The sequence below is a fragment of the Candidatus Protochlamydia sp. W-9 genome (assembly GCF_001950615.1).
GTDB lineage: Bacteria > Chlamydiota > Chlamydiia > Chlamydiales > Parachlamydiaceae > Protochlamydia > Protochlamydia amoebophila.
Genome location: NZ_BCPZ01000214.1, coordinates 72,809 through 96,876, shown reverse-complemented (window position 1 = coordinate 96,876; position 24,068 = coordinate 72,809). Strand labels below are relative to the sequence as shown.

Here is a 24,068-nt window from a genome sequence, read left to right as displayed (position 1 = left end):
TCGATTGCTTGTAACTCAATCAATTCGATACAATCCCAATCTTATATTACTATTTGAGGAAGTAAACGAATATGTGCGCCAGCAAAACTAAACAAGAAGCTCAAAACCCCCTCATTTTACGCTGTCACCGTTTAATGGAGGCTTTTGCTAAATCGGATGACGAACGTGATTTTTTTATTGATCGATTAGAAGGTTTTTTAATTTATGTTGATCTTGATAAACCTCAAAACGAATTAGACGCTTTACAAAAAGAATTGACAGAGAATTCGGATAGATATTGTCAAATCCCAAAACTATCTTTTTATGAAACCAAAAAGATCATGGAAGGATTTGTCAATGAAAAGGTTTACGATATTGATACAAAAGAAAAGCTCCTTGATATTATTCAATCTAAAGAAGCTCGAGAGAATTTTTTAGAGTTCATTTATGATCATCATTCTGAACAAGAAAAGTGGCAGCAATTTTATCAAGAACGTTCGCGCATTCGCATTATTGAATGGTTAAGGTTAAATCATTTTCATTTTGTTTTTGAAGAAGATTTAGATTTACCCCGTCAACTTGTAGAAAAACTTAAACATTCTCTTTTTCAATCAAAAGTAGGTAAGGATATTCTAACAGCCCGCAAAAACTTATTTGCAAAGGCAAAAACTTACTATTCCAACGAAGCTTTAAATCCCCGTCCAAAAAGAGGTCGCCCACCTAAACAAGCTGCAAAACCAGAAATTGAACCCCAAGTAACAATTGATATTTTTACAACTGTTCCCCCAACGGTTCGCCCTTTTCTCTTCGTACCTAACATTCAATCTTCCCATTTTTCAGCTTTTTCGTCAAAATTTGATTCTGAAGATGATCTTTTAACAAACCGTCGACAATCCTTTGATGATGACACTTCTATAAGCCAAAAGCTTGCATCCTTACGCACTCTTTCTAATCGCTGGGCAGAAACTCAAAATCCTCCGACAGAAAAAGAGAATAATCCCTACGCAATGGATAACAGTTTTGATGACGAAGATGATGATGACGATGATGAGGATTTTACTGAAAAAAAACAAAAAAAAACGAAAGAAAAGCCAACTAAAGCTAAGGCTGCCTCTAAGTCGGCTGTCGTAACTAAAGCTGCAAAGCCAGCCAAACCAGAAAAGCCTAAAGCTAAGCGGATTATTCCGAAAGCAAAAAAAGAAGCCATGCCGACGAAAGGGAAAGTTTTAAAAAAAATCATGCCTAAAAAAGAGTCTTAGGCTTTTAGAAGTGCGATGCTGAATTGTTGACGATTCAGCATTAATTAAACTTTAATTTATTAATATGAGCTCAGTTATTTGCTACAAATGAAGCTTGAAAAATAAAAATTAAATGGCGCAGAGATAAAAATCTACGGCACCTTGTTTAACTTTCGTTCCTATCTGGCCCCATACATGTTTTAAAATCACCCTAAAACATGAAAACGGTAAAATTAAAATCTCTTAAAACCTTCAGTTTTTTTGCTTGTTTTATTTAGACAATCTCGACGGTTTGTGAGGCAGATTTTTTTGAAAAATTTGACAAAGAAACAAAACAGCGCTGGTATAAATGCAATAAAGAAGCTTTAGTTGCTACCATCGTTTCATCAATTACATTATTTGAACTCGTGCCTAAAATATAAAAAGCTAGGTTATTAGCCACTAGGGCTAGTGTCGTTAATTTGTTAAATTTGGGGTAAGCCACCAACGAAATCGCCAAAATATTATTGATGCTGTGTGCCAATATACTAACCGAAAGAGTTTGATATTTTTCACTGAGATACCCATATGCGACACCTCCCATATAAGACCATTCTATTTGAGTAAACTTATTAGCATAATTACTATGAGAATTAGTAGCATGAGCTAATCCAAAAATAATAGCTGTCACATAGATACGCCAAGCTCTTTGGGACACTATTTCTTGCTCTGACAGCTCCCTTTTAACCACAAATCGATTCCATCCCGCTTGAGTTATACCAATTCCTCGCTGCAGCATCCCACGAAAAAAAACTTCTTCAACGACGGGCCCCACAACTGTAATCCACCTTACATTAATCCCTGATAATTGTTTGCTAGAAAAAAGGGCTTTTGTTACTTCTTCCAACAAAATTTTTACAGCAACTATTTTCACCATTTCAGCAAGAACTGAGGCAATTATAACTATTGCTTTTAACCCAATTTCTTTTGCTTGAATAGCGACTGGAGAAAAATGTGCACTCCATGCGTGAAAATCTTCAGAAATTTTATTCATACATTTTCCTAAAGTTTTTTTATTATTAGCTATTTAAGCGCAAAAGTAACAATCATAAAAATAGATAAAGAAGCTTTTGTTTGCGTTACTATTTTATCAAATATGTTGTTGGAAGTAAACTCTATATAATCATTCTTCGGATCAATTAAAGTGCAAATAGTAGTGCTATTTTTGCATAAAAATCGCCGGTAATGTTGAGAGATTACTCATTCCATTTACTAAAATTTTTAAATGTTTTTCGCTTAAACTTTCATAGCTAACTCCATGCAAATGAAATCAACCACTTTGTCCAAACTTAGTATAGCAATTGGAGTGAAAATTCTTGATATAAATAACCTCAAAAAAAATTTTGCACAGCAACCATTTTTACAAATTTCACAGTTATTATGGGTTTAGCGAATTCACTCATTTTCATAGTTATCTATAGGGGGGCTACTTTACCCTGGAGAATATATTGTGTTTGAAAATCATAAAAGTCCCCTAAAATATAACGCACAAATTTTTTAATAATAAAATTTAATAATGAAATATCAATCAATTAATAGTTGTCTTTACAAAGTAAATTCTGCCAAAACATGCTTTTAATCCCTCTATATTTGATTGACAAAAAAAACTTCCGCTTAAATTAAAATAAAATTAGGCCCTCCTCAATATAACGGAATGTGAATATGCAACCTTCCTTAAATTATTCTTGCCAGACAGAAGCTAACTGGATTTCGATTGAAACTTACGTAATGACTGAACCCCCATCAGAGCAAACATCCCAGCAATATTTAGCAAAAGTAACCATAGCATTAGAAACTTTCAAAAAGTTAGAAAAAGAACAAATCCAAAATTTCCTTTTAACTAAAAAGTTTTTTCAAAAATTAGTCCAAGAAAAAACAATTCCTAAAAATGTCATTGATATATACAAAAAGATCTGGAAAAAATACGGTTCATCCATTTCCTCCGATCCCACTCATTTTGTTAAAATTAAGATCAAAGCTTTTAATCCATTTCCTAATATTCCCTCCTATATTCAAGTCCCTAAAAATTTATTGGAGACTTTAGCTCCTTTATTAAAAACTCAATCAGAAGGTGAATGGAAAGATCACAAAGAATTAATAATCGATTTTGAAAAAATAGCGGATATTATTGACACCGACAACCCAGATCTTGCTTCTTTAATCGCGATAGACCTAATTCAAATCCTGTTAGGAAAGAATGTATTATTCACAAAAGACAATTTCATTCCTCTGCTCAAATTGTCTCTCTATTACTTTATTCCTATAAACTACACGCGATTAGCTATTTTACTTAAATCAAGACGAGAAGATGTAAAAAATATTATTTACCTGATGGCAACTGGAAATTTAAACTTAACAAGCAAAAATTTAGAAATAGCGGACCAAAATCTTCTCCCTATTCTTCAATTGTCACATTTTTTAGGAATTAAATTAGATTTGTCTAAGCATTCTAGAAGAAGATTGCCAGTGGATTCGCAAACATTACTACCCCAGCTGAATAAAGAAAATTTTGAAGCGATCTTTGAAGCATTGAGCGAACATATAGATGGTGTTGAACAAAAAAAACGTTAAATACGACTTATTTTTGTTTTTTTATTCTAAGCAAAATGCAAAAAGCGGAAATTTTAAGTCAAAACTGTAAAAGCATTCATGAGGTATGGAAAACGTTTGGTTCAAGTTTAAGCTTAGATTCTGATGGTTTGGCATATAGCCTACAACCAGGCTGCGCGGAATTATTTAACAAGTTAAATTACTTAATTGACATCGTTAAATTTAATTTGTCTTCGCAAACGGGCAATGAGAAAGTGTTAATCAAATACGAGTCTATGCTAAAAGAGGTATATCCAAATGCTTTACTCGTCTGGAACTGCAAATCAGCCAGACAATTTCAAGTTTATTTAGCTCACGAAGCACCTTTTCATAACCTTCGAAAAAAAGTTTATTTGAGAGATGTATCCGATTCAGACATGGAAAAAATCTTTCAGGCCACCTCTCTATTAACAAAGGTAGAGTTTACCCTTGTTTCATCTCACTTAATGCACTTAGTTTATCTTGGGAAAAATCCTATTTGTTTAACCACTAAAAACTTAGAATTTTTTCATGCGCCTAATGCTCGAAGCATCAGCCTCTATTTCTATGATAAATTATTAAATTGGAAAGCAGATAATAGTCAAGACATCGTATTTGGCTGTAACAAAGGAGAAAATAGCTTTTTATCTGATTTTGAATTTAGGAATAAAAATTCCGTTAAATTCCTCTTTTCGAATGTTGCAAGTGTTAAAGCAACTCATATTCAACATCTGGAATTTCAAAACTGTAATAATCTTGACCAATTGACTTGTCAGAGTGTTCAAAATTTGAAGTTAATCAGCACCGCTATCATCGAAATCCAAATCCAGGATAATCATAAAATAGAGTGTAATCATTGCTTCAATCTAGAAACATTAACCGTTGATTCTCGTCAGTTACTTTTTCATCGATGTACACGGCTGAAAACAATTAAAGCTCTTCAAGCTGAAGTTATTGACATTGATCAATGTCCAAATATTAAAGAAATTATTGCTCCTAAAAACACACGCATTCATGTTGAAGGTAAAGCAGTATTAGCGACTGATTTTTGTATTACGCTCGTACACAATGAAGCTGCTTAAGAGAATAAAAAAAGCCGTTAGGGACTCCTAACGGCTTTAAATGCTCGGGAAAGGACTCGAACCTTCACGCCCAAAATGAGCAAGAGATTTTAAGTCTCTTGTGTCTACCATTCCACCACCCGAGCGAAATAGAATAAACAATTTAACTTTTCAATTGATATTTTGTCAAGATTTTTCTATCTTAGCTTAAATGGCCATTCAATTTAACCTCCTGAACTTAATCAGAAGGTTTTGTTTAAATTAAAATTATACCTCTGTTTTATTTTCAGAATGAACTATCTTTTCATTTTCCTCTCGCTTTTGACTTTCTTCGAAAAATACTTCTTCTTCATTCTCAGACTCTTTTTTATAAGCGGGAAAAGATAATTCTCCAGAATATTCAGCAAGATTAGACTCACTTGTTAATGCGATTTCATCGGAAGTTGTATTTTCAGACGGAATTTCTTTGAAAATTTGTTCTTGAGTTTGTTCTTCTCGCTTCAACCCTTGTTCAATAATATTTTCAAAAAGCTCTGTTTTATCACCCGAGAGCTGCTCTGTAGCCCCAGAATTAGAACTTTCTGGTTCCTTTGCAAATGTTGGTTCTTGCAAATAAGGAGCAAAATCGACATCATCATCTTCATTCAGGAGTTCTTGAACCTTGTCATGAGGCTTATACTGTTCCTCTTCAGTTAAGAAAAAAGCATTTTTAAATAACGCATTTTCTCTATAACGGTTAATTGTCTCTGAAATTAATGTAGGTGGTGGTTGTAACAGAGAAGATAGCAAACTAGGCGATAGCGTCGACGTTTGCCCATTTTCTATCACCTCTTCAGGTGGTAAAAGATTAATTTTCTCGTCTTCCAACGATGGAATGTCCGAAGGAGATAAATCATTGATGGCTTCTTTTGCATTTTCTTCTCGCTCTTCCCCCTTACCTCCTCTCCGTTTCCGATAATGGCGGCGTCTATCTCGTTTTTTATCGACTTTAACTTCCTGCCTAGATTCTGGATTTTCGGAAACTTGAATATTCGTATCTTCTTGCTCGGCAACAATTTCTTCCTCTGTTACTCCCTCATTTTTGTCAAATTCTCGATTAGTTGCTTTTAAGTTTCCTTCACGCCCTCCCCCAATTTTAATTGAACGATCTAAACCTGCATTTTTTAAGACCATGCGAGCTTCCCTGACTTCTAAAATTTCATAGTCAGCTACGGGAACAAGGAATGATTTAGGCCTTTCCATGGAACGGAAAAATAGAGCATGACTAAAAGAGACAACTTCTACAGAATCAACAAAATACTCTTCTTGTGCTGATCCTTTACTGCTTCTAACGACTAATTTATATCCTTCTTTAGGAGTAACAATCGTTTCTATGATGGGTTCACGTGTAAAATCCACTTTAGTTATCCATTGTTAAGTGTTTCCATCTGATTTATATTCAGTCAACTTAACAAGTTTTATTAGCTAAAGACTAAGACAACAATATTTGAAGGATAGACTAAAAACTCAAAAATGAGCTGATTAGTGTATTTATATCATGTCTTTAATCTAGTTTATTCAATAAAGAAATCTACTAAACTAAACATACTCTATACACTTTTTAATCGCTTTCTTGATCTTATAATTTTAAAACGATACATTTCTAGTTATTTAGCTACTTCTATTCATGCATTCTCTTCCAGTTTATTTAAAAAGAATTCACTTATCAAAATAGGAATTCGCAATCACCCTTCACATTTGTTTCATCAATTATCTACACTGAATGAATTTCCCAAATTCATTTGTACCATTCAGTATTGATATAATTCGTTCATTAAAATTTATTGATTCAAATCAAATAAAAAAATGGCGAATTTTTTATCAGTTCAGTTAAATCGATTAGAAGTCTTTAAGCCAATAAACATCTTATTAGTTGTTTTTCTTTATTCATTTCATGAATTTAGTGATCTTAATTTTCCTGAGAATCAAACGATTTAAAAATTAATCTCTACATTAAACGAATTATTCATCTAAAATTTACTAGTCATCTTATTCGATGAGCTCGTTGTCCTAAAATTTATTTTATGACAACTATTGTACTATTATGCTGTCACCTAGTAAAATAACTTGCACAAATAAACCGAAAAGTAAAAATATTTCAAATTTTTATTTTTCAAGGTTTTGGACAGATCGATAAATATTCAAAAAATTTATATCTTTACCCTTACTGTCATTAAAAAAATATTCGCACTTTAGTTTACCTATCTTGCTATTTGAAGGCAAACATCCTTTTACTGCGCAAATAGTTCCTGCAGAAAAACAGCAGCTATGTGATAAAAACAAGCGGGGTTTACCTTACGATAGATTCATAACATAGCTTAATCTGTTTTTTAAAGAGAATTGTTGTTACAACAATTCATATAACTCACTAAATCAATAACTCGGCAAGCATATCCCATCTCATTATCATACCAAGCAATTAATTTATAAAATTTCGAATTCAAGGTGATTCCCGCATCTTTATCAAAGATAGCGGAATAGGGGCTACTGATAAAATCACTGGATACAACTTGTTCATCGCAAAATGCTAAAATTCCTTTCATTACTCCTTCCGATGCATTTTTCATTGCTTGGCAAATATCCTCATAGGATGTCTCCTTGCTCAGACGAACCGTTAAATCAATCGCAGACACATCTGCATTAGGCACACGAAAAGCCATTCCAGTCAATTTCCCTTTAACTTGAGGCAAGCATAGGGCAACTGCTTTTGCAGCACCTGTAGAAGCCGGAATGATATTTTGGCTAGCCCCTCTTCCTCCTCGCCAATCTTTTTTTGAAGGCCCGTCAACGGTTGGTTGAGAAGCTGTGACAGCATGTATAGTGGTCATTAAACCTTCGTCAATTCCAAAATTATCTAATAAAACTTTTGTAATTGGAGCTAAGCAATTAGTTGTACAAGAAGCATTAGAAACAATCCGATCAGTTGCTGGATTATAGTTTTTTTCATTCACTCCCATTACAAATGTCGGAACATCTCCTTTAGCTGGAGCAGAAATAACAACACGTTGCGCCCCGGCAATTAAATGTTTACCTGCCAATTCAGCAGTTGTAAACAAGCCGGTAGACTCAACAACGTAATCAATTTTCAAATCATTCCAAGGTAAATTTTGGGGATCTTTCTCAGAAAAAATTAGTATTTTCTTTCCATTCACATGGATAGCATTCTCTTCTACCTTTATCTCGCCCTTAAATCGGCCATGAGTTGAATCAAACTTTAATAAATAAGCTAAATTATCTGCAGGAACTAGATCGTTGATGGCAATAATGCGAATATCTTCTCTTTCAATGGCGAGACGACAAACCAATCTCCCAATTCTTCCAAATCCATTGATAGCTATATTGACCGCCATAAGACCTCCTTTTTATTATTATTTGAAAATAATGTATCGCAAAGAGATTGTAAAGCAAAGAATAGAGGAAGATAATTATTAATTTAGAGCATTAATGGCGGGATAAGATTTATTTACAGAAAAATCATTCAAATCGTTAGTTAATTTTTGATTTTATATTAAATAAACCTAAAACTTGAAGTATTCGTTTCTAAAATGGGTGTTCTCGTTTTTTAAAAATAATCTCCACAGCCGCTTTCTGTCACGCTGTTGAGAATATTCAGACTGCATTAAAAATTACTAAGGAATAAATTGACAAAAACATCTGTCATATATGCTTCAAAAGGAACCATCGTTTGCGTTAATAAAATGCCCATCTGAGCTACATCCATTTCAGTAAAAACTAAATAAGTAACAACAAGAGCATTGAGGATGTTACAACGTATCCCAAATGTAAGTCCTCTGCGAAGAAGTTTTCTCTTACTCTTTTGGCTGAGCAATAGATGATATAACAACAATTGCAGTCCCTAAACCGCTATAAATTCGAAAAGCTTTATCTTTTGTTAAAGAACATATCACTCCTTCAAATTTTTTTTAAAACCTCCTAAAATTCCCAGACTTCCCTTATTTGCGTCATTTGTTTTGTCTGATAAAAAAAAATAAATATTTAACAATTAAACGTTATTATCAAAATTCCCTTTATTAATCTAAATAATTAAAAAAAATAACGTAAAACGCAATTTTATAAAACATGTTGATTCATTGTTAAATAAATTCTGAATATTAATAAAAAAAAGAAATATAGAAAAACTTATGGAAGTGAAAAACTTATCAAGGTATAGAGAGATAGAAATGAATAAGTATATAAGCCAATTTAAATGATTAAGAAATCTAAATAAGAACTTAAAATGGCAAAAAATTAAACAAATTTGAAAAAAGACAGATCTATTAACAGATCTGTCTTATAAAAACTAAAAATTAATCGGTGAGATATTCAATAATACAAGTTTGTGCATTGTCTCCCACACGATGTCCTTGCTTCACAATACGAGTATAACCACCTTGACGGGTAGCAAATCTCGTGCCTAAAACATCAAATAGCTTACCGATGACAAGACGATCATCATTATAAGCTTGTGTATTTCCTTCTTTAGCCGCTCTTTGTTCTTTTGGGGTCAAAGAATTAAAACGGATCATCAGCTCTGCAATCGCTTGACGACGTGCAGACAATGTATTCTTCTTAGCTAAAGTAATCATGCGATCGGCATAGCGGCGCAATGCTTTAGCTTTCGGAACTGTTGTTTCAATACGCTCATTCGATATTAAAGATTTTAACATGTTGGCGAACATGCAACGTCTATGAGACGTGGTTCGATTGAGCTTACATGTTTGATTGAGGTGTCTCATAACTGTTTACCTACTTAGCATCTTCGTGTTTAACTAATTCTTTTTTCTTTTTCTTTTCTTCACGGTACTGCTTGATTTTATCCTTGACATTATCAGGTGAAACCCCAAAACGACTCAAGTCCATGCCTAAGTGCAATGACATTTCATGAAGTTTAGCTTTAATTTCATTTAAGGATTTTTTACCGAAGTTTCTGAATTCTAACATCCTACGTTCTGGAATGCAAACCAATTCTGCGAGTGTCTCGATATTAGCACCAGTTAAGCAGTTAGCTGAACGAACTGATAACTCGATTTCATCAATTCCTAAAGAAAGTTTATCCATTAACTCATCTTGATCACCGTTACGATCTCCATCTTTTTCGTCAAAAGAAAGGGCGTAATTATTAAATTGATTAAACACTTCAAAATGTTTAAGCCCAATTTGAACTGCAAAACTCAAAGCTTCAGCAGGAGTAATACGCCCATCAGTGGTAACTTCCATGATGAGTCGATCAAAATCAGTATCTTGACCTACACGTGTATTCTCGATAAAATAATTGATTAAACGAACAGGTGAAAAAGCTGCATCAACTAAAATTTCATCGGATGTTTTATCACGTACCACGTGACGCTCAGACGGGACATAACCGCGTCCAAAGGCAATTCGAAGATCTACTTGACGACGCATAGGCTTAGTCACAGTAAAAAGATGTAATTCTGGATTAACAATTTCAAAATTGCCTTCTTGAACGACATCTTGCAATGTAACGCAGTATTGCCCTTGATTGCGATCTAAGTCGTCTTGTGTCACTTCGACGACTTTTGTCAAAATACGCGCATCTCTAGGAGTTTCTTCAGTAGGAAGCTTGCGTAGCAAAGCTCCTTTAAAGTTGAGGATAATATTAGTCATATCCTCAGAAATTCCTTCAATAGCCATATATTCGTGAGGAATGCCCTCTACGCGAACAGAAATGATAGCTGGAGCTTCTAAAGACGACAACATCATTCTACGCAATGCATTTCCAATTGTATGTCCAAATCCTCTTTCGAAAGGCTCAGCCACATAACGGGCAAAATTAGATTCAGGAGACTCTTGATCTACTGTAATCTTATGAGGCATTTCAAATTTGCCGTATTTTACTGACATGAAGTGACTCCTAAAAATAGTAATAGTTGAGATGAACGTTTGGCTCTTGATCGTATGAAGCAAATGAGCAGTCTATTAATAAGCCTTTTAATGCTGATACTAAAAATATCAACATAAAAGGCATACCAAACCGTTCATCATAATTTTTCTTTATACACGACGACGTTTACGCGGACGACATCCATTATGAGGTACAGGCGTTGTATCTCTAATTGCAGTAATTGTTAAGCCCGCGCTTTGTAATCCTCGCACAGCAGACTCTCGACCCGCTCCAGGTCCTTTCAAATTTACTTCAACTTCTTTCATACCGAGAGAAGAAGCTGTTTTAGCAGCATCTTGAGCAGCTACTGTGGCTGCAAAAGCTGAAGATTTACGAGAACCTGAAAAGTTAACTTTTCCGGCAGATGCCCAAGAAATCACTCGACCTGATGGATCAGTAATCGCAATAATGGTATTGTTAAAGGTAGCTTTAACATGCGCGATTCCTGATGGAACATTTTGAAAAGCTTTTTTCTTAGCCTTTACAGGTTTTTTATTAGTGGCAGGTTGCTTACTCAAAGTTGAGAACTCCTATTCTTATTTTTTCTTATTAGCAACAGTCTTACGTCGACCTTTGCGCGTTCTAGAATTTGTTTTTGTACGTTGACCGCGAACTGGCAATCCAAGGCGATGGCGCATTCCACGATAAGAATGAATGCTAATTAAACGTTTGATATTATTCTGAACTTGACGACGAAGATCTCCTTCAACCATATATTCAGATGTGAGTAAACCATTTAGACGAGCTAAGTCATCTTGGGTAAGTTTATGAGCACGCATGTTTGGATCTAAACCCAATTTAACAATAATCTCATTTGACAAATGACGACCTATTCCATATAAATAGGTTAAACTGATTTCTAATCTTTTGTTATCTGGTATATCGATACCTATGACTCTAGGCATTGAACTCTCCTAATTTTTCCGAAAACGAACTGTAAATTGTATTGAACTTTTCTTTTTATTGCAACTTTATTTAATCATATTTTGAAGCTTTACACTAATGCTTAAAGCTTTCTTAACATTAACGGCCGCGTACTCGCCCTTTCTTCATGAAACCATCATATCGCTTCATTAAAAGATGCGATTCTACTTGTTTCATTGTATCTAAAACAACTCCAACTAAAATCAACAGAGCTGTTCCACCAAAGAAATAACTAATAGTTGGAGGTACTCCCAGCACACTACCAATCATTGTTGGTAAAATTGCAATTAATGCCAAGAATACAGCTCCTAGTAGAGTCACTCGATTCATTGTACTTTCTAAATAATCTTGCGTTGGTTTGCCTTGTCTTATACCTGGAATAAATGCACCATTTTTTTTCATATCAGACGCAATTTGATCTGGCCTGAATTGTGTTGCTGTCCAAAAGTATGTAAAAAATATAATCAAAGCTACAAATAAGACAAGATATAAAGGTCCACCAGGCGATAGCCAATTAGCCACTTCTCCTAACCAATTTCCTCGTCCAACAAAAGTTCCCAGCGTGGCTGGAAACATTAATAAGGATGAGGCAAAAATAACAGGGATAACACCTGCATAATTAATTTTTAAAGGAATATAAGAACTTCCTCCCTGAACTTCTTTTCTACCTACAACACGTCTTGCATGCTGAAGGGGAATCCTTCTGTGCCCTTGAATTACTAAAATAGTCGCTAGTGTCACAACAACGAAAACGCTGATCAAAACTAAAATTGTTGAAAAATTCATTTGGCCAGGTTCTTGTGAGTCCAGATTAAGTTGTTGAAAAATTAATCCCATTGCTGTAGGGATTTGAGATAAAATACCTAAACAGATGATAAGGCTGATTCCATTACCAATTCCACGTTCAGTAATTTGCTCTCCTACCCACATCAAAAACATCGTTCCAGTTGTCATTGTAGCAATAGTTATCAAATAAAAAAGCCATGGTAGTCCAAATGCAGTAATATCTAACAATTCCCCAGCCACAATACCAGGTCGTGAAAGATTTATTTGAAGCGCATATTTAGCAAAAAGAGCAGATTGTAAGAAAGAAAGGACAATCGTCAAAAAACGAGTCCAACGATTAATTTTTCTCTTTCCTGCATCACCATTTTCACGCAAATCTCTTTGTAAGCTAGGAACAAGAGCAACTAGCAATTGCATAATAATGGATGCTGAGATGTAAGGTGTTACGCCAAGAGCAATCACAGTCATCTGAGAAAAAGCACCGCCAGAAAAAATATCGACCATCTGAAAAAGATTTTGACTTCCACCGGTCGCATGTCTAAAAAAGCTAACTGCAACTTCTCCATTAATTCCAGGAACTGGAATAAAACTTCCAAGTCTGCAAACAGCAAGTAAAAGAAGCGTTATAAGAATTTTCGTCTTTAGTTCAGGTATTTGAAAAACACGTCTTAATCCATTCAGCATCTCTATATCTTTGGGTAATAGGTTGCTTTTTTTCCTCAAAAGAAAATTTCTTTTGCGTGATTTGAATATAAATTCATCCAAAAAATCACTTATAAAAAGTGAACTTTGCAAGAGACCTAATGAAAACCACAAAAATAAATTTTTATTTTTGTGGTTTAAATTTATCAACGTTTCTTTAGTAAAAAGAAATACTTTTATCTTAAGTTACGTTATTAGATGAGCATCAGTCTATAAATTAAGCTATTTTACAATTTCAAATGAAACTTTAGCTTGAGTTAATTTCTCACGAGCGCTTTCCGAAATTGCATGAACATGAATCTTAACTTTTTTTGTTAAATCACCATTTCCTAACAATTTTATCCCGTGAGTTCTGCCGCTGATGAATCCTCGTTCTCTCAAAGAAAGTTCATCAACAGTTTCACCATCTTTAAAAACAGCTTCGATTTGATCTAAATTGATTACGTCAAATTGACGACGAAATTGTGCATTGCTAAACCCACGCAAAGGCAATTTCATAAACAAAGGCATTTGACCGCCTTCTTTACCTAAACGTCTTTTATAACCAGAGCGAGCACCAGCACCTTTTTCACCACGGCCACAAGTTTTTCCGTGTTTAGAACCAATACCACGACCAACTCGTTTGCGAGGTTTACGTTTACGCGTAGAATCTTTGAGTGTATTTAAAGTAATCATGAGTCTTTTTATACCCCTCTTCTCTGCTTAATTTCATCACGTGTAAGCAACTGCTGAATAGCTTGAAATGTTGCCTTCACTTGGTTAATTGGATTGCTTGAACCTAAGTTCTTCGCCATCACATCTTTGATACCAGCAAGTTCAAGGACGGCACGTACTTTAGAACCAGCAATCACACCTGTTCCAAAAGGAGCTGGTTTCAAAAGAACACTTGCTCCATCCCATTGAACAGTTACTTCGTGAGGAATGGTTGTACCTTCAGTTGGGCAAGAAATCATATTCTTACGAGCGGCTTCTCCGCCTTTACGAATGGCATCTGTCAACTCATTTGCTTTTGCAAATCCATAACCAATACGGCCTTTACCATCACCGACTAAAATAAGAGCAGAGAAACTGAATTTACGCCCACCTTTAACTACTTTAGAGCAACGGTTGATGTGTAAGACTTTTTCAGTCAAATCACTTTCTGCTTTCTCTCTCTCTTTTTTTGGAGACTCATTATTTTTTGCCATGACTCTTCCTTACATCTTTTTTCATTGTCATCCCTCTAGAATTGGAGACCACCTGCGCGAGCTGCATTAGCTAACTCGGCAAGGATACCATGATACTTAAAGGGTCCACGGTCAAAGACCACTTCTTTAATATTTTTGCTTTTGGCAATTTCGGCAATTTGCTCACCTAGTTTGCGAGCAGAAGCCTTATTTTTTTTGCAGAACTCCGTGTTCCGATATTCTTTAGCAAATGTTGCTGTTCCACCAAGTGTTGTGCCAGTTTCATCATCAATTAATTGCGCTTGAATATGGCTATTGCTTTTTACAACACATAGACGCGGCTTTAGGCCTGTCCCACGAAGATGCTTACGAACTCTAACGGCACGTTTAACACGTAGTTTTGCAGTTTTATTAGCTTGATTAATCATATCATTCCTTCAGCGATTACTTCTTAGCAGCAGCTTTACCTGCTTTCTTACGTACAAATTCTCCTGCATAGCGAATCCCCTTACCCTGATAAGGTTCAGGTGGACGTTGGCTGCGCACAGTTGCGGCAAATTGGCCGACTAAATGTTTATCGAAGCCTGAAATAGTAATTAAAGTATTTTTATCTACTTTAACGGCCAATCCTTTCGGAATAGGTAACTTACATGGATGCGAAAATCCTAACTGTAAATCAAGCAGATCACCTTGCACAGTTGCACGATAACCAACTCCAATCATTTCTAATTTTTTCTCAAAACCTTCAGTTGTCCCAACTACCATATTATGGATAAGAGTACGGTAAAGGCCGTGAAAATGAGCAAGTTTTGCTTCTTCATCAGCTAACGAAACGAGAACCTCGTTTCCTTCTACATTAACGTTAACTCCAGGAATTAGTTTTTGTGTTAAAGCGCCTTTAGGCCCTTTAACAGCAACTTCTGTGTTAGAAACTTTAACCTCTACACCATTTGGGAGAGAAATAGGAAGTTTACCTTTACGAGACATTGTCACTTTCTCCTTCGATCATTACCAAATCAAACACAGAAGTTCACCACCGATTCCACGCTGAGTAGCTTCATTGCCTGCCATGACTCCTTGCGAAGTCGAAACAATGGATAAGCCCATATTACCGTAAAAGCGTGGGATATCTTGGTGCCCAACATATTTGCGTAAGCCGGGTTTTGAAATTCTTTTTAGGCCTTGAATAACAGGACGACGTCCGTTAGTATATTTCAAAAATATACGTATCGTTCCGCGCTGACCTTCATCAACTTTTACCAGATAATTTTCGATAAATCCTTGATTTTTGAGGATCTCAGCAAGCGTCTGCTTCATTTTGCTCCAGTTTACATCGACATAGCGATGTTGAGCTTTTGTACCATTGCGAATTCTTGTGAGGAAATCGGCTACTGGGTCGCTGACTACCATGATTTCGTCTCCTATTAAGCTGCTACCGAAATCGGTAAGTTTTTAAATGGAATGCCAAGTAACCTTAAGAGCTCAACACATTCTTCATCTGTTTTAGCACTTGTTACAAATGTAATATGCATTCCTTGCGTTCTTTTAACTTCGTCTAAATTAATCTCGGGAAAGATTTGCTGATCATCCAAACCTAATGTATAATTTCCCATTCCGTCGCATTTAGAAGGAAATCCTCTAAAGTCACGAATACGAGGACAAACAATGTTAACAAAACGGTCAATAAAATCAAACATTCTTTGACCACGTAAAGTTACTTTAACACCGATTGGTTGATCTTCACGTAGTTTGAAGTTAGAAATCGCTTTCTTTGCTTTTGTGATCACTGGTTTTTGACCAGAAAGCATTGTCATTTCTTTGACGCAATCCTGGATAGAATTTTTGTCTTTTGATGCTTCTGCAATACCCATATTGATCACGACTTTGACTAAACCAGGTACCTGCATCAGGTTCTTATATGCAAATTTTTTTTGCAATTCTGGTTTTACATCAGCTAAATATCTTTTCTTTAACCTGGACATTGGCTTTTTCTACTCACTTAGGTTTTTTGACTGAACGGTAGACTACTTCTTGATCGTCTTTGTGATAAACAAATTGACGATGTCCTTGTTCATTAGTACGAATTTTCAACTTTGCCGTTGTTTCTCCTTCCACACAAACTTTCAAATTTGAAATGTGGATCGGTCTTTCAATTTCAACAATTCTGCCCTTAGGAGCTTCTTGGCTTCGTTTAACGTGTTTCTTGCGTACATTAAGGCCTTGAACTATTACTCTATCACCCTTACATGATTGTACAGTTCCTATCTGACCTCGGCTGTTACCAGCAATAGCAACAACTGTGTCACCTTGGCGAATTTTTTTTGATCCACTTGGCTTATTATCCATTTTCGTCATTGCCTCACTTATTAAATCACTTCTGGTGCGAGAGAACTAATCTTTAAAAATTCTCTATCGCGCACTTCACGTGCAACAGGTCCAAAGATACGAGTTCCCTTTGGGTTCTTCTTGTCGTCAATTAAGACGCAGCTGTTTGTATCAAACCGTATTTTCGTACCATCTTTACGTTTAATGTATGATTTTGTACGAATGATAACAACTTTAACAACATCCCCTTTCTTAACACTTCCTTCAGGATGAGCATCTTGAACAGAAGCAACGACAATATCCCCAACATGGGCATAACGACGCTTTGATCCACCTAATACTTTAAAGCATTTGACTCGTTTTGCACCCGAGTTATCAGCTACTTCTAGCTCGCTTTCTTGTTGAATCATGGTTTACAAACTCCAACGATAATTAACTTTTGCTTAGGTGTAACTTATTGTCTTCACCTGTTTCGGATTTAGGCCTAACTTTTTGATACCAAGTTTAGAGAGTAGTCTGACAATGAATGCTTATATTTCTCTATCCTTTTACCAAGTGAGCGTAACCTAAACGCTGAGTTGATACTCATAGAATTAAATTCTATGCAACTACACGCCAACGCTTTAATTTTGATAAAGGGCGTGTTTCCATAATTTTTACTTCATCACCGATCTGTAAATCGCCTGATTCATTGTGAGCATAATATTTCTTGCCACGAGTGACAATTTTACCATACTGAGGATGAGCAAAAGTACGCTCAACTTTCACAACAACGGTTTTTTGCATTTTATTAGAGACGACGATGCCTTTTTTAACTTTACGGCTTCCTCTTTCTTCTTGTTGCATGATTATCCTTGATTAGTCTGATTTTGATTTTCGCGACGCTTCTCTGTAATCACTGTTAACAAGCGAGCGATATCTTTGCGAGTATGTTTCATCTCATGTGGTTTTTCTCTCTTTTTTTGAGAGCGAAACTCGTTGTTGAGTTCAAACAATTTTCTGCGAGACTCGTCGTGGGTTGCTTCGAGTTCTTCTAAACTTTGATCTCTTAAATCTTTCGCTTTATACATATAACCTCAAACTTGTTCTACGCGTTCAACAAATCGTGTTTTTAATCCCAATTTAGCCGCTGCTCTGCGTAAAGCACTTTGAGCCATATCTTTGGGCACATTAGCCACTTCAAAAAGGATTCGGCCAGGTCTGACGACTGCTACCCAATGGTCAACTGCACCTTTACCTTTACCCATTCTCACTTCGGCAGGTTTCTTTGTAATTGGTTTATCTGGAAATATTCTAATCCAGACTTTACCACGTCTTTGAAAGAAACGGTTGATTGCAACACGGCAAGCTTCGATTTGTTGGTTTGTAATCCACCCTCTTTCTAAAACTTGAATTCCATATTCACCAAAGTGAACGAAATTAGCACCTTTGCTTAATCCAGCAAATTGCCCTTTTTGCATCTTACGATGCTTTGTCCTTTTTGGCATTAAAGGCATGTTTAAGCCTCCTTCTTCGCTAAGTTGTCTTCACCGCGATAAATCCAAACCTTCACACCTATACTACCATAAGTAGTTTCAGCTCGACCTGTTGCATAATCAATATCGGCACGAAGCGTATGAAGAGGCGTGCTACCTTCTTTATACCATTCTGTACGAGCAATCTCTGCACCACCAATACGGCCAGACAACTGAACTTTAATACCGAATGCACCAGCATCAATTGATGATTGCATCGCTTTTTTCATTGCGCGACGAAAAGGAATACGTCTTTCAAGTTGCTTTGCTATACTATCTGCAACGATTTTCGCATCCATGTCTGGCCGTTTCACTTCTTCAACAGCTACCCAGACTTCTTTTCCTGTTAATTTACTTAATTCCCCTTTCAATACATCGATCTCAGCACCTTTTTTCCCGATCACAAGACCTGGACGTGCTGTCACAATTGTGACTTCGACTTTTCCGCTCATGCGCTTAATTTTGATTGCTGAAACACCTACTAAGGCAGGTTTTTTCAATAAATAAGCACGAATGATTTGATCTTCAACTAGAAGATCTCCAAATTCTTTCTTATTAGCAAACCATTTGGAGCGCCAATCACGTGTACGAACAAGGCGGAAACTTATTGGGTTGACTTTTTGTCCCATTCCATGACTCCTTAAAGATTGCTTACAATCACGGTAAAGTGGCTTGTTCTTTTCATAATTGGATGACGTCCGCCTCGGTTTTTAGGTTTCGCTCTTTTTAGCGTAGGACCTGCATCCACACGAACTTCTACAACTTTGAGATTTTCACGTCTCATATCTAATTGCGTTTCCGCATTTGCCACGGCACTATCTAATGTCTTCTTTAATAAGCGTCCACCCTTTAGACCGCTAAATGTCAATTGAAGGGAAGCGTCAGAAACAGATAGTCCGCGGATTAATCCTGCAGCTAAACGAGCTTTGCGAGGACTGATGCGTATATATTTGCTTATTGCTTTAGCATAACTCATCTTAGCAACCTTTACTTCTTAATTGGATGTCCTTTAAATGTACGCGTGGGAGAAAATTCACCCAAACGATGACCAACCATGTTATCTGTAACAAAAACAGTGAGATGTTTGCGGCCATTATGTACTTCAAACGTATGTCCGACCATATCAGGTGTAATCATTGAACGTCTTGACCACGTTTTGATCGGCTTTTTTGTTCCTTCTTTATTTTGAACGTCCACTTTTTTTTGTAGATGGTGGTCAACAAAAGGACCTTTTTTCAACGATCTTGCCATAACTACTTCTTCCTTCGACGTTTCACGATAAGCTTGTTAGACTTCTTATTGGATCTTGTTACAAGTCCTTTTGTATAGAGACCCCAAGGAGTTTGTGGTGTGTTACCTTTATGTTTACCTTCACCACCACCGTGTGGGTGGTCAACAGGATTCATAGCAGTACCACGAACAGTTGGACGAATCCCCTTCCAGCGCATACGGCCAGCTTTTCCTTCAACGCGCAAATTGCGCTCTGGATTAGAAACTGCGCCAAATGTTGCTCGACAGTTTTCATTGATCATACGCACCTCACCTGATGGCATACGAATTGTAGCATAACCACCACTTCGTGCCATTAGCTGTGCAGATAATCCAGCTGAACGAACAAGTTTTCCGCCTTTTCCAGGGTATAATTCAATATTATGTATAACAGAACCAAGTGGCATAAGTCTTAATTTCATGCAGCAACCTATATGAAAAGGTGGCTCATCACTTGTCTGCACTTTATCCCCAGCTTTTAAGCCTTGCGGAGCTAAAATATATCGTTTTTCCCCGTCAGCATAATTTAGCAAAGCAATATAAGCTGTGCGATTTGGATCATACTCGATAGAGGCAACTTTAGCAGGAATATTTTCTTTATCCCGTTTAAAGTCGACAATACGATAGTGTTGTTTATGTCCTCCACCTTTATGGCGGCAAGTAATGTGACCATTGTTATTACGCCCATTTGTTCGTCTTTTTGGTAATAAGAGCGATTTAGTGGGTTTAACAGTGGCACGTGAGTTTTCGCATGGACGAGTCAATTGCTCATTAGTTGGAAGTGCTAATTGACGAGTTCCAGGTGTTACAGGTCGATATTTCTTAAACATCTACTCTCAAGCTCCTATTATACATTGTCTAGGCTATCGCCAGCACGAAGCGTGACAATCGCTTTTTTGAAAGCATTTTTGAAGCCGGGTCTCCCACGTACACGTCTAGCTTTCGCTTTTACGTTAATGGTGTTAACCGCCATAACTTTTACATTTTCGTTTTTGTAAATTTCTTCCACAGCTTGCGAAATTTCTTCTTTATTGGCATTGCGATCAACAATAAAGACATATTTCGGAGATTCACAACGTTTGACTGAAGGATTGCTTTCTGCAGTTTTCAACTGTTGAAGCACCATAGACTTTTCAGTCACATATTGATATTTTACTACTTGGTATGGGCTTTTTTTTGTCATGGACCTTTACTCCCTCAATTCAACCACTGATTTAATTCATTCAGCGCTGATTCTGTTAACACAATCTCACGAGCAATCATGACATCATAGCCATTAATATTCGAAGCTAACATAAAATTTGCACGTGGCAAATTACGCATGCTTTTAACAAAATGGTTATGCTTGTCAGTGCTAATGCTAACGCGCTGAACTTTTCCTTCCGTTTCGACATCGGTAAAGGTAGTTTCACCTAAAAACAGCACACGTCCTCGCAAGTCAAATCCCCTAAGGAATTGAGCTAAAGTTTTTGTTTTTGGTGCATCCATTGCCGTATCTTCAATCAACCAAACTTTATTTTCTTTTAATTTTTCAGATAAAAGAAAACGGATAGCTGCTTTTCTTTCTTTTTTATTAATACGAACATGCTGATCAAATTTTGGTCTTGGCCCAAATGCACGACCACCACCTCTATATTGTGGAGCAACAGTTGATCCGTGACGAGCGCGACCTTGACCTTTTTGAGGATGAGCTTTTTTCGTCGTATGCTTAACTTCAGCGCGCGTTTTGGTACTAGCTGACCACTGTCTAGCATTTGCTCTAAGTGCAACAATATAATCTTTAATCATCTGTCCGTTGGCTTCAACATTGAGCCAGGTATCATCAATATTTACCTGTCCAATTTCTTTACCAGCAAGATTGTACTTTTTTAGTGTAGCCACAATTTAACTCCAGAAGATCTTATTTCTTATGACTTTTTCTTTGCCAATTTTTTGGCTTGAGTAATATAAACCAAACCATTGCGTGGACCAGGAACCTGTCCTTTTACCACAATCACATGGTTTTCAGAATCAACTTTTACAATACGTAAGTTCTGAACAGTTACTCTCTCATTACCCATCTGACCTGCTTTTTTCCCACCAGGTAATCCACGTCCAGGAGTAGAACGCATCCCAGTTGAACCTGCGTGTCTGTGATGTCCAGAACCGTGGGAAGCAGGGCCTCCCGCAAAGTTGTGACGTTTCATCACCCCTTGATATCCTTTACCTTTTGAGATCGCTGTCGCATCAACGAATTCGATACCATTAAAAGTATCGACGCTAATTTCTTGACCTAGTGTATACTCTTCAGTTGAATCTAATCTAGACTCTACTAAGAAACGTCGAGACTCCACCCCAGCTTTTTTAAAATGTCCTAACCGAGGCTTACCTGTTCTCGCTTCAATTGTGTGCTGCGTTTTACCAGTCACTTTTTCAAAACCAAGTTGTAGAGCTGTATACCCATCTGTTTCTTTAGTTTTGATTTGAGTGATAACATTTGGCTCAGCCTGGATCACTGTGCACACGATTGCGTTACCTTTTTCATCAAAAAGCTGAATCATGCCACGTTTTTTACCCATCATTGTAAGCGCCATATAATCAATCCTTAACCAAATTAATGATCCGCTATTTCAACAAACACTAAGCTTGCTGTACTTTTAAAATATAAATTGCGGCTTTGTTTCATGTGGCAAGTTACGTACGAGATACGTTCTCACCAGAGCTAACAAAGCAAATATGAATGATCAGCGATCTTTTTAGAAAGCTAAAACAGCGAGGTTAGCAAATTCTGCCAATTTAATACAAGCGAAATTCCATCTTTTATTATAATCCTCACCATTTCTTTCTGTGGGGCGTTGCAAGACAGAGATAATTTAAAGCGAAGTAACAAAATACGAGTTGAAAATAGCAACGAAATTTTTAGTCATAAAAAACTTAAATTATTTATCACGATCAATTTGCATTATTTTTAATGATTTAAACACATTAACGCTTTACTTTTTTGCTAACAATACAGCAAACAGTGGTCTGATATGTTCTTTCCATATCTTATTTTTAATCAACACAAAATAGATGGAATCCTTTAAAAATCAAAATAATAAATCCTGGGCCTTCTTCTAGATTCTCCCTCTTCTAACTTTTGTACATTCTTAGACGAGTTAACTTTTTTATAAAAAAAACAAACCTTAAAAAGCCGTTCTGAAGTTTCCGCAAAACCTTCCATTTTCATTTTTGAGTAAATTTTTTATCCCTTAATAAATTGGATAACTAAGATTGAAGGAAAAATCTTACAACTTCCTCATATTCAAGCTCATGTAAAAACTGTGAGTACATTGCCAAATGATCTTACTGGCTTTCCCTCATATCATTTGAGGGAAAGAAAGAATAAAAAAATATTGCAAATTTCTGATTTTATAAACTTATCAACTGATTAAAAACGTCAAATTTTTATTTGCATTTTCTATTTATTCAGCATAGGGAAAATTTTTTACTCACCTCATATAAAAAAATTGTGCAACAAAACTTCAAATCATTATTAAGAGAAGCAATCTACTATTGCTAAAATGTTCGAAAGGGTAGAATAATTTTTATATTTATTAATTACAACTTGTGAGTCATTTAAAGGCCAAAAAAACGTCAAAAAAATAGCAAAAATGACTCCTCTCTTTTTGATCTGTTAAATTGATTTAACTTTTATAAATGGGCAAGCAACCTTTCTTCTCGGCATCACTCAATAAATTTTATTAAAATTCAATAATTGAATTACATCACGTTGGTACTCTCGTTAAAACTTACCACACCAAAATCCGCAATCTGCTAATCGTTTCTTCTGCAACTTATTTTTTTGGTAACCTTCCTGGTAGGAAGAAATTAAAAATCAATGCCTTGGTTCCCAAGAACTCTCAAAAATGATTAAAGAAGAGATTCAGTTTTTATAAATTCAATTACCTTTTTGACGTCATTGTTATTCACTCAACTTTAGGTTCCACTTTTTTATTTAATATCTTTTGTGCATTTTTAGAGATTTTTTTAGATCGAATGTGAATGACTTCTTGATCTTTTAAACGACGCTTTGCATTTAGAATTTTGATATCCGCATCTCTTTGCAGCACAATCATGTCTTTAAGATCTTTGAGCTGAGTTCCTTTTAAAACGTGAAGGGCCTCTTCTTGTTGAACGGCTCCCTTAATATAAACCGTCAAATATTCTTTCAAAGGAATTTTAACCACTTGTCCATCACGCAAAAGTTGATTAGGTTTAAAACTGCTTAAATCAGCATCAAAAGTTGGTTTACATAAGCTCCAAAGATCTTTTATCCTAGCTCCTTTACGGAGTTCAAAAATCCCTATATGCTCGGCAGCTCCCTGAACAGTAACATCCACCAATTCTGTTGTTAACAAGTGTTCTGTCCGAGGTATTGGCAAAACTCTTTTTTTTGAAAAAAAAGCCATACCAATCAATAAAATTAGAGTTGTGATAAGAATAGAGACGATTAGCCATTCATGCCGTTGTAGTTTTGAAGACATAAGATTCTCTCCTCTGCAAGGTTTTGCAAAGAGTCTACTAGATGAATTGTA

31 protein-coding genes and 1 tRNA gene are annotated in these 24,068 nt (G+C 36.0%); 3 read left to right on the top strand and 29 right to left on the bottom strand.

The window, feature by feature from the left end; all coding sequences use genetic code 11:
- Nucleotides 1–71: 71 nt before the first annotated feature.
- Entirely contained in the window at nt 72–1,238 is a 1,167-nt protein-coding gene (locus BU804_RS06985) for a UPF0158 family protein (RefSeq protein ID WP_075883511.1), read from the top strand.
- Nucleotides 1,239–1,491: 253 nt separating this feature from the next.
- Here the strand turns inward: BU804_RS06985 and BU804_RS06980 are convergent, their stop codons facing one another.
- Complete coding sequence (locus BU804_RS06980) at nt 1,492–2,250, bottom strand: CPBP family intramembrane glutamic endopeptidase (RefSeq protein ID WP_075883510.1); 759 nt, start codon at nt 2,248–2,250, stop codon at nt 1,492–1,494.
- Between the two features lie 668 nt (nt 2,251–2,918).
- On the opposite strand from BU804_RS06980, the gene BU804_RS06975 reads away from it, so the two are divergent.
- Both BU804_RS06975 and BU804_RS06970 read left to right on the top strand, forming a co-directional pair.
- Nucleotides 2,919–3,827, top strand: a complete 909-nt coding sequence (locus BU804_RS06975) for a hypothetical protein (RefSeq protein WP_075883509.1) — start codon at nt 2,919–2,921, stop codon at nt 3,825–3,827.
- Between the two features lie 35 nt (nt 3,828–3,862).
- Nucleotides 3,863–4,906, top strand: coding sequence for a hypothetical protein (locus BU804_RS06970; protein ID WP_075883508.1), 1,044 nt, complete (start codon nt 3,863–3,865; stop codon nt 4,904–4,906).
- Between the two features lie 41 nt (nt 4,907–4,947).
- On the opposite strand, the gene BU804_RS06965 is transcribed toward BU804_RS06970, so the two are convergent.
- The 28 genes from BU804_RS06965 to BU804_RS06830 form a co-directional block, all read right to left on the bottom strand.
- Nucleotides 4,948–5,031, bottom strand: a tRNA-Leu gene (locus tag BU804_RS06965).
- Nucleotides 5,032–5,152: 121 nt separating this feature from the next.
- Nucleotides 5,153–6,283 (bottom strand): hypothetical protein, encoded by a 1,131-nt coding sequence (locus tag BU804_RS06960; protein WP_075883507.1) that lies wholly within the window; start codon nt 6,281–6,283, stop codon nt 5,153–5,155.
- Nucleotides 6,284–7,254: 971 nt separating this feature from the next.
- Nucleotides 7,255–8,274: a type I glyceraldehyde-3-phosphate dehydrogenase gene (gap, locus tag BU804_RS06955; protein ID WP_075883506.1), complete on the bottom strand. Its 1,020-nt coding sequence runs from the start codon at nt 8,272–8,274 to the stop codon at nt 7,255–7,257.
- Nucleotides 8,275–8,543: 269 nt separating this feature from the next.
- Nucleotides 8,544–8,771 (bottom strand): hypothetical protein, encoded by a 228-nt coding sequence (locus tag BU804_RS06950; protein ID WP_143298949.1) that lies wholly within the window; start codon nt 8,769–8,771, stop codon nt 8,544–8,546.
- Nucleotides 8,772–9,231: 460 nt separating this feature from the next.
- On the bottom strand, nt 9,232–9,660 hold the full coding sequence (gene rplQ / locus BU804_RS06945; RefSeq protein WP_039356786.1) for a 50S ribosomal protein L17: 429 nt from the start codon (nt 9,658–9,660) through the stop codon (nt 9,232–9,234).
- Between the two features lie 10 nt (nt 9,661–9,670).
- Complete coding sequence (locus BU804_RS06940) at nt 9,671–10,786, bottom strand: DNA-directed RNA polymerase subunit alpha (RefSeq protein WP_075883504.1); 1,116 nt, start codon at nt 10,784–10,786, stop codon at nt 9,671–9,673.
- Between the two features lie 150 nt (nt 10,787–10,936).
- Nucleotides 10,937–11,344, bottom strand: a complete 408-nt coding sequence (gene rpsK, locus BU804_RS06935; protein WP_011174982.1) for a 30S ribosomal protein S11 — start codon at nt 11,342–11,344, stop codon at nt 10,937–10,939.
- 18 nt (nt 11,345–11,362) lie between these two features.
- On the bottom strand, nt 11,363–11,731 hold the full coding sequence (rpsM, locus tag BU804_RS06930) for a 30S ribosomal protein S13 (RefSeq protein ID WP_011174981.1): 369 nt from the start codon (nt 11,729–11,731) through the stop codon (nt 11,363–11,365).
- A 118-nt stretch (nt 11,732–11,849) separates the two neighbouring features.
- Nucleotides 11,850–13,217, bottom strand: coding sequence for a preprotein translocase subunit SecY (gene secY, locus BU804_RS06925; protein ID WP_420885286.1), 1,368 nt, complete (start codon nt 13,215–13,217; stop codon nt 11,850–11,852).
- A gap of 243 nt (nt 13,218–13,460) precedes the next feature.
- Nucleotides 13,461–13,913: a 50S ribosomal protein L15 gene (rplO, locus tag BU804_RS06920; RefSeq protein WP_011174979.1), complete on the bottom strand. Its 453-nt coding sequence runs from the start codon at nt 13,911–13,913 to the stop codon at nt 13,461–13,463.
- 8 nt (nt 13,914–13,921) lie between these two features.
- Nucleotides 13,922–14,425 carry a 30S ribosomal protein S5 gene (rpsE, locus tag BU804_RS06915; protein WP_011174978.1) on the bottom strand — a complete coding sequence of 168 codons (504 nt, stop codon included), beginning with the start codon at nt 14,423–14,425 and terminating at the stop codon, nt 13,922–13,924.
- Between the two features lie 35 nt (nt 14,426–14,460).
- Complete coding sequence (gene rplR, locus BU804_RS06910) at nt 14,461–14,832, bottom strand: 50S ribosomal protein L18 (protein ID WP_011174977.1); 372 nt, start codon at nt 14,830–14,832, stop codon at nt 14,461–14,463.
- Nucleotides 14,833–14,848: 16 nt separating this feature from the next.
- The gene (rplF, locus tag BU804_RS06905) at nt 14,849–15,391 is read right to left on the bottom strand and encodes a 50S ribosomal protein L6 (protein ID WP_075883503.1); all 543 of its coding nucleotides are present in this window, start codon (nt 15,389–15,391) and stop codon (nt 14,849–14,851) included.
- A 21-nt stretch (nt 15,392–15,412) separates the two neighbouring features.
- Nucleotides 15,413–15,814 (bottom strand): 30S ribosomal protein S8, encoded by a 402-nt coding sequence (rpsH, locus tag BU804_RS06900; protein ID WP_011174975.1) that lies wholly within the window; start codon nt 15,812–15,814, stop codon nt 15,413–15,415.
- 14 nt (nt 15,815–15,828) lie between these two features.
- Nucleotides 15,829–16,386: a 50S ribosomal protein L5 gene (gene rplE, locus BU804_RS06895; protein WP_011174974.1), complete on the bottom strand. Its 558-nt coding sequence runs from the start codon at nt 16,384–16,386 to the stop codon at nt 15,829–15,831.
- Nucleotides 16,387–16,399: 13 nt separating this feature from the next.
- Entirely contained in the window at nt 16,400–16,750 is a 351-nt protein-coding gene (gene rplX, locus BU804_RS06890; protein ID WP_075883502.1) for a 50S ribosomal protein L24, read from the bottom strand.
- Between the two features lie 20 nt (nt 16,751–16,770).
- The gene (rplN, locus tag BU804_RS06885; RefSeq protein WP_075883501.1) at nt 16,771–17,139 is read right to left on the bottom strand and encodes a 50S ribosomal protein L14; all 369 of its coding nucleotides are present in this window, start codon (nt 17,137–17,139) and stop codon (nt 16,771–16,773) included.
- 190 nt (nt 17,140–17,329) lie between these two features.
- Nucleotides 17,330–17,575, bottom strand: a complete 246-nt coding sequence (rpsQ, locus tag BU804_RS06880; protein ID WP_011174971.1) for a 30S ribosomal protein S17 — start codon at nt 17,573–17,575, stop codon at nt 17,330–17,332.
- A 2-nt stretch (nt 17,576–17,577) separates the two neighbouring features.
- Nucleotides 17,578–17,799: a 50S ribosomal protein L29 gene (rpmC, locus tag BU804_RS06875; RefSeq protein WP_011174970.1), complete on the bottom strand. Its 222-nt coding sequence runs from the start codon at nt 17,797–17,799 to the stop codon at nt 17,578–17,580.
- A gap of 6 nt (nt 17,800–17,805) precedes the next feature.
- The gene (gene rplP, locus BU804_RS06870) at nt 17,806–18,225 is read right to left on the bottom strand and encodes a 50S ribosomal protein L16 (protein WP_011174969.1); all 420 of its coding nucleotides are present in this window, start codon (nt 18,223–18,225) and stop codon (nt 17,806–17,808) included.
- Between the two features lie 2 nt (nt 18,226–18,227).
- A complete protein-coding gene (gene rpsC, locus BU804_RS06865; protein ID WP_011174968.1) occupies nt 18,228–18,872 on the bottom strand; it encodes a 30S ribosomal protein S3 in 645 nt (214 codons plus the stop codon).
- Between the two features lie 11 nt (nt 18,873–18,883).
- Nucleotides 18,884–19,219 (bottom strand): 50S ribosomal protein L22, encoded by a 336-nt coding sequence (gene rplV / locus BU804_RS06860; protein WP_011174967.1) that lies wholly within the window; start codon nt 19,217–19,219, stop codon nt 18,884–18,886.
- A gap of 11 nt (nt 19,220–19,230) precedes the next feature.
- The gene (gene rpsS / locus BU804_RS06855; protein ID WP_011174966.1) at nt 19,231–19,494 is read right to left on the bottom strand and encodes a 30S ribosomal protein S19; all 264 of its coding nucleotides are present in this window, start codon (nt 19,492–19,494) and stop codon (nt 19,231–19,233) included.
- A gap of 2 nt (nt 19,495–19,496) precedes the next feature.
- Nucleotides 19,497–20,342 (bottom strand): 50S ribosomal protein L2, encoded by an 846-nt coding sequence (rplB, locus tag BU804_RS06850; RefSeq protein ID WP_011174965.1) that lies wholly within the window; start codon nt 20,340–20,342, stop codon nt 19,497–19,499.
- A gap of 17 nt (nt 20,343–20,359) precedes the next feature.
- Nucleotides 20,360–20,695 carry a 50S ribosomal protein L23 gene (gene rplW / locus BU804_RS06845; RefSeq protein ID WP_011174964.1) on the bottom strand — a complete coding sequence of 112 codons (336 nt, stop codon included), beginning with the start codon at nt 20,693–20,695 and terminating at the stop codon, nt 20,360–20,362.
- A gap of 14 nt (nt 20,696–20,709) precedes the next feature.
- The gene (rplD, locus tag BU804_RS06840; RefSeq protein WP_011174963.1) at nt 20,710–21,393 is read right to left on the bottom strand and encodes a 50S ribosomal protein L4; all 684 of its coding nucleotides are present in this window, start codon (nt 21,391–21,393) and stop codon (nt 20,710–20,712) included.
- A gap of 26 nt (nt 21,394–21,419) precedes the next feature.
- Nucleotides 21,420–22,085, bottom strand: coding sequence for a 50S ribosomal protein L3 (rplC, locus tag BU804_RS06835; RefSeq protein WP_011174962.1), 666 nt, complete (start codon nt 22,083–22,085; stop codon nt 21,420–21,422).
- A 1,374-nt stretch (nt 22,086–23,459) separates the two neighbouring features.
- Nucleotides 23,460–24,017 (bottom strand): hypothetical protein, encoded by a 558-nt coding sequence (locus BU804_RS06830; protein WP_075883500.1) that lies wholly within the window; start codon nt 24,015–24,017, stop codon nt 23,460–23,462.
- Nucleotides 24,018–24,068: the final 51 nt, after the last annotated feature.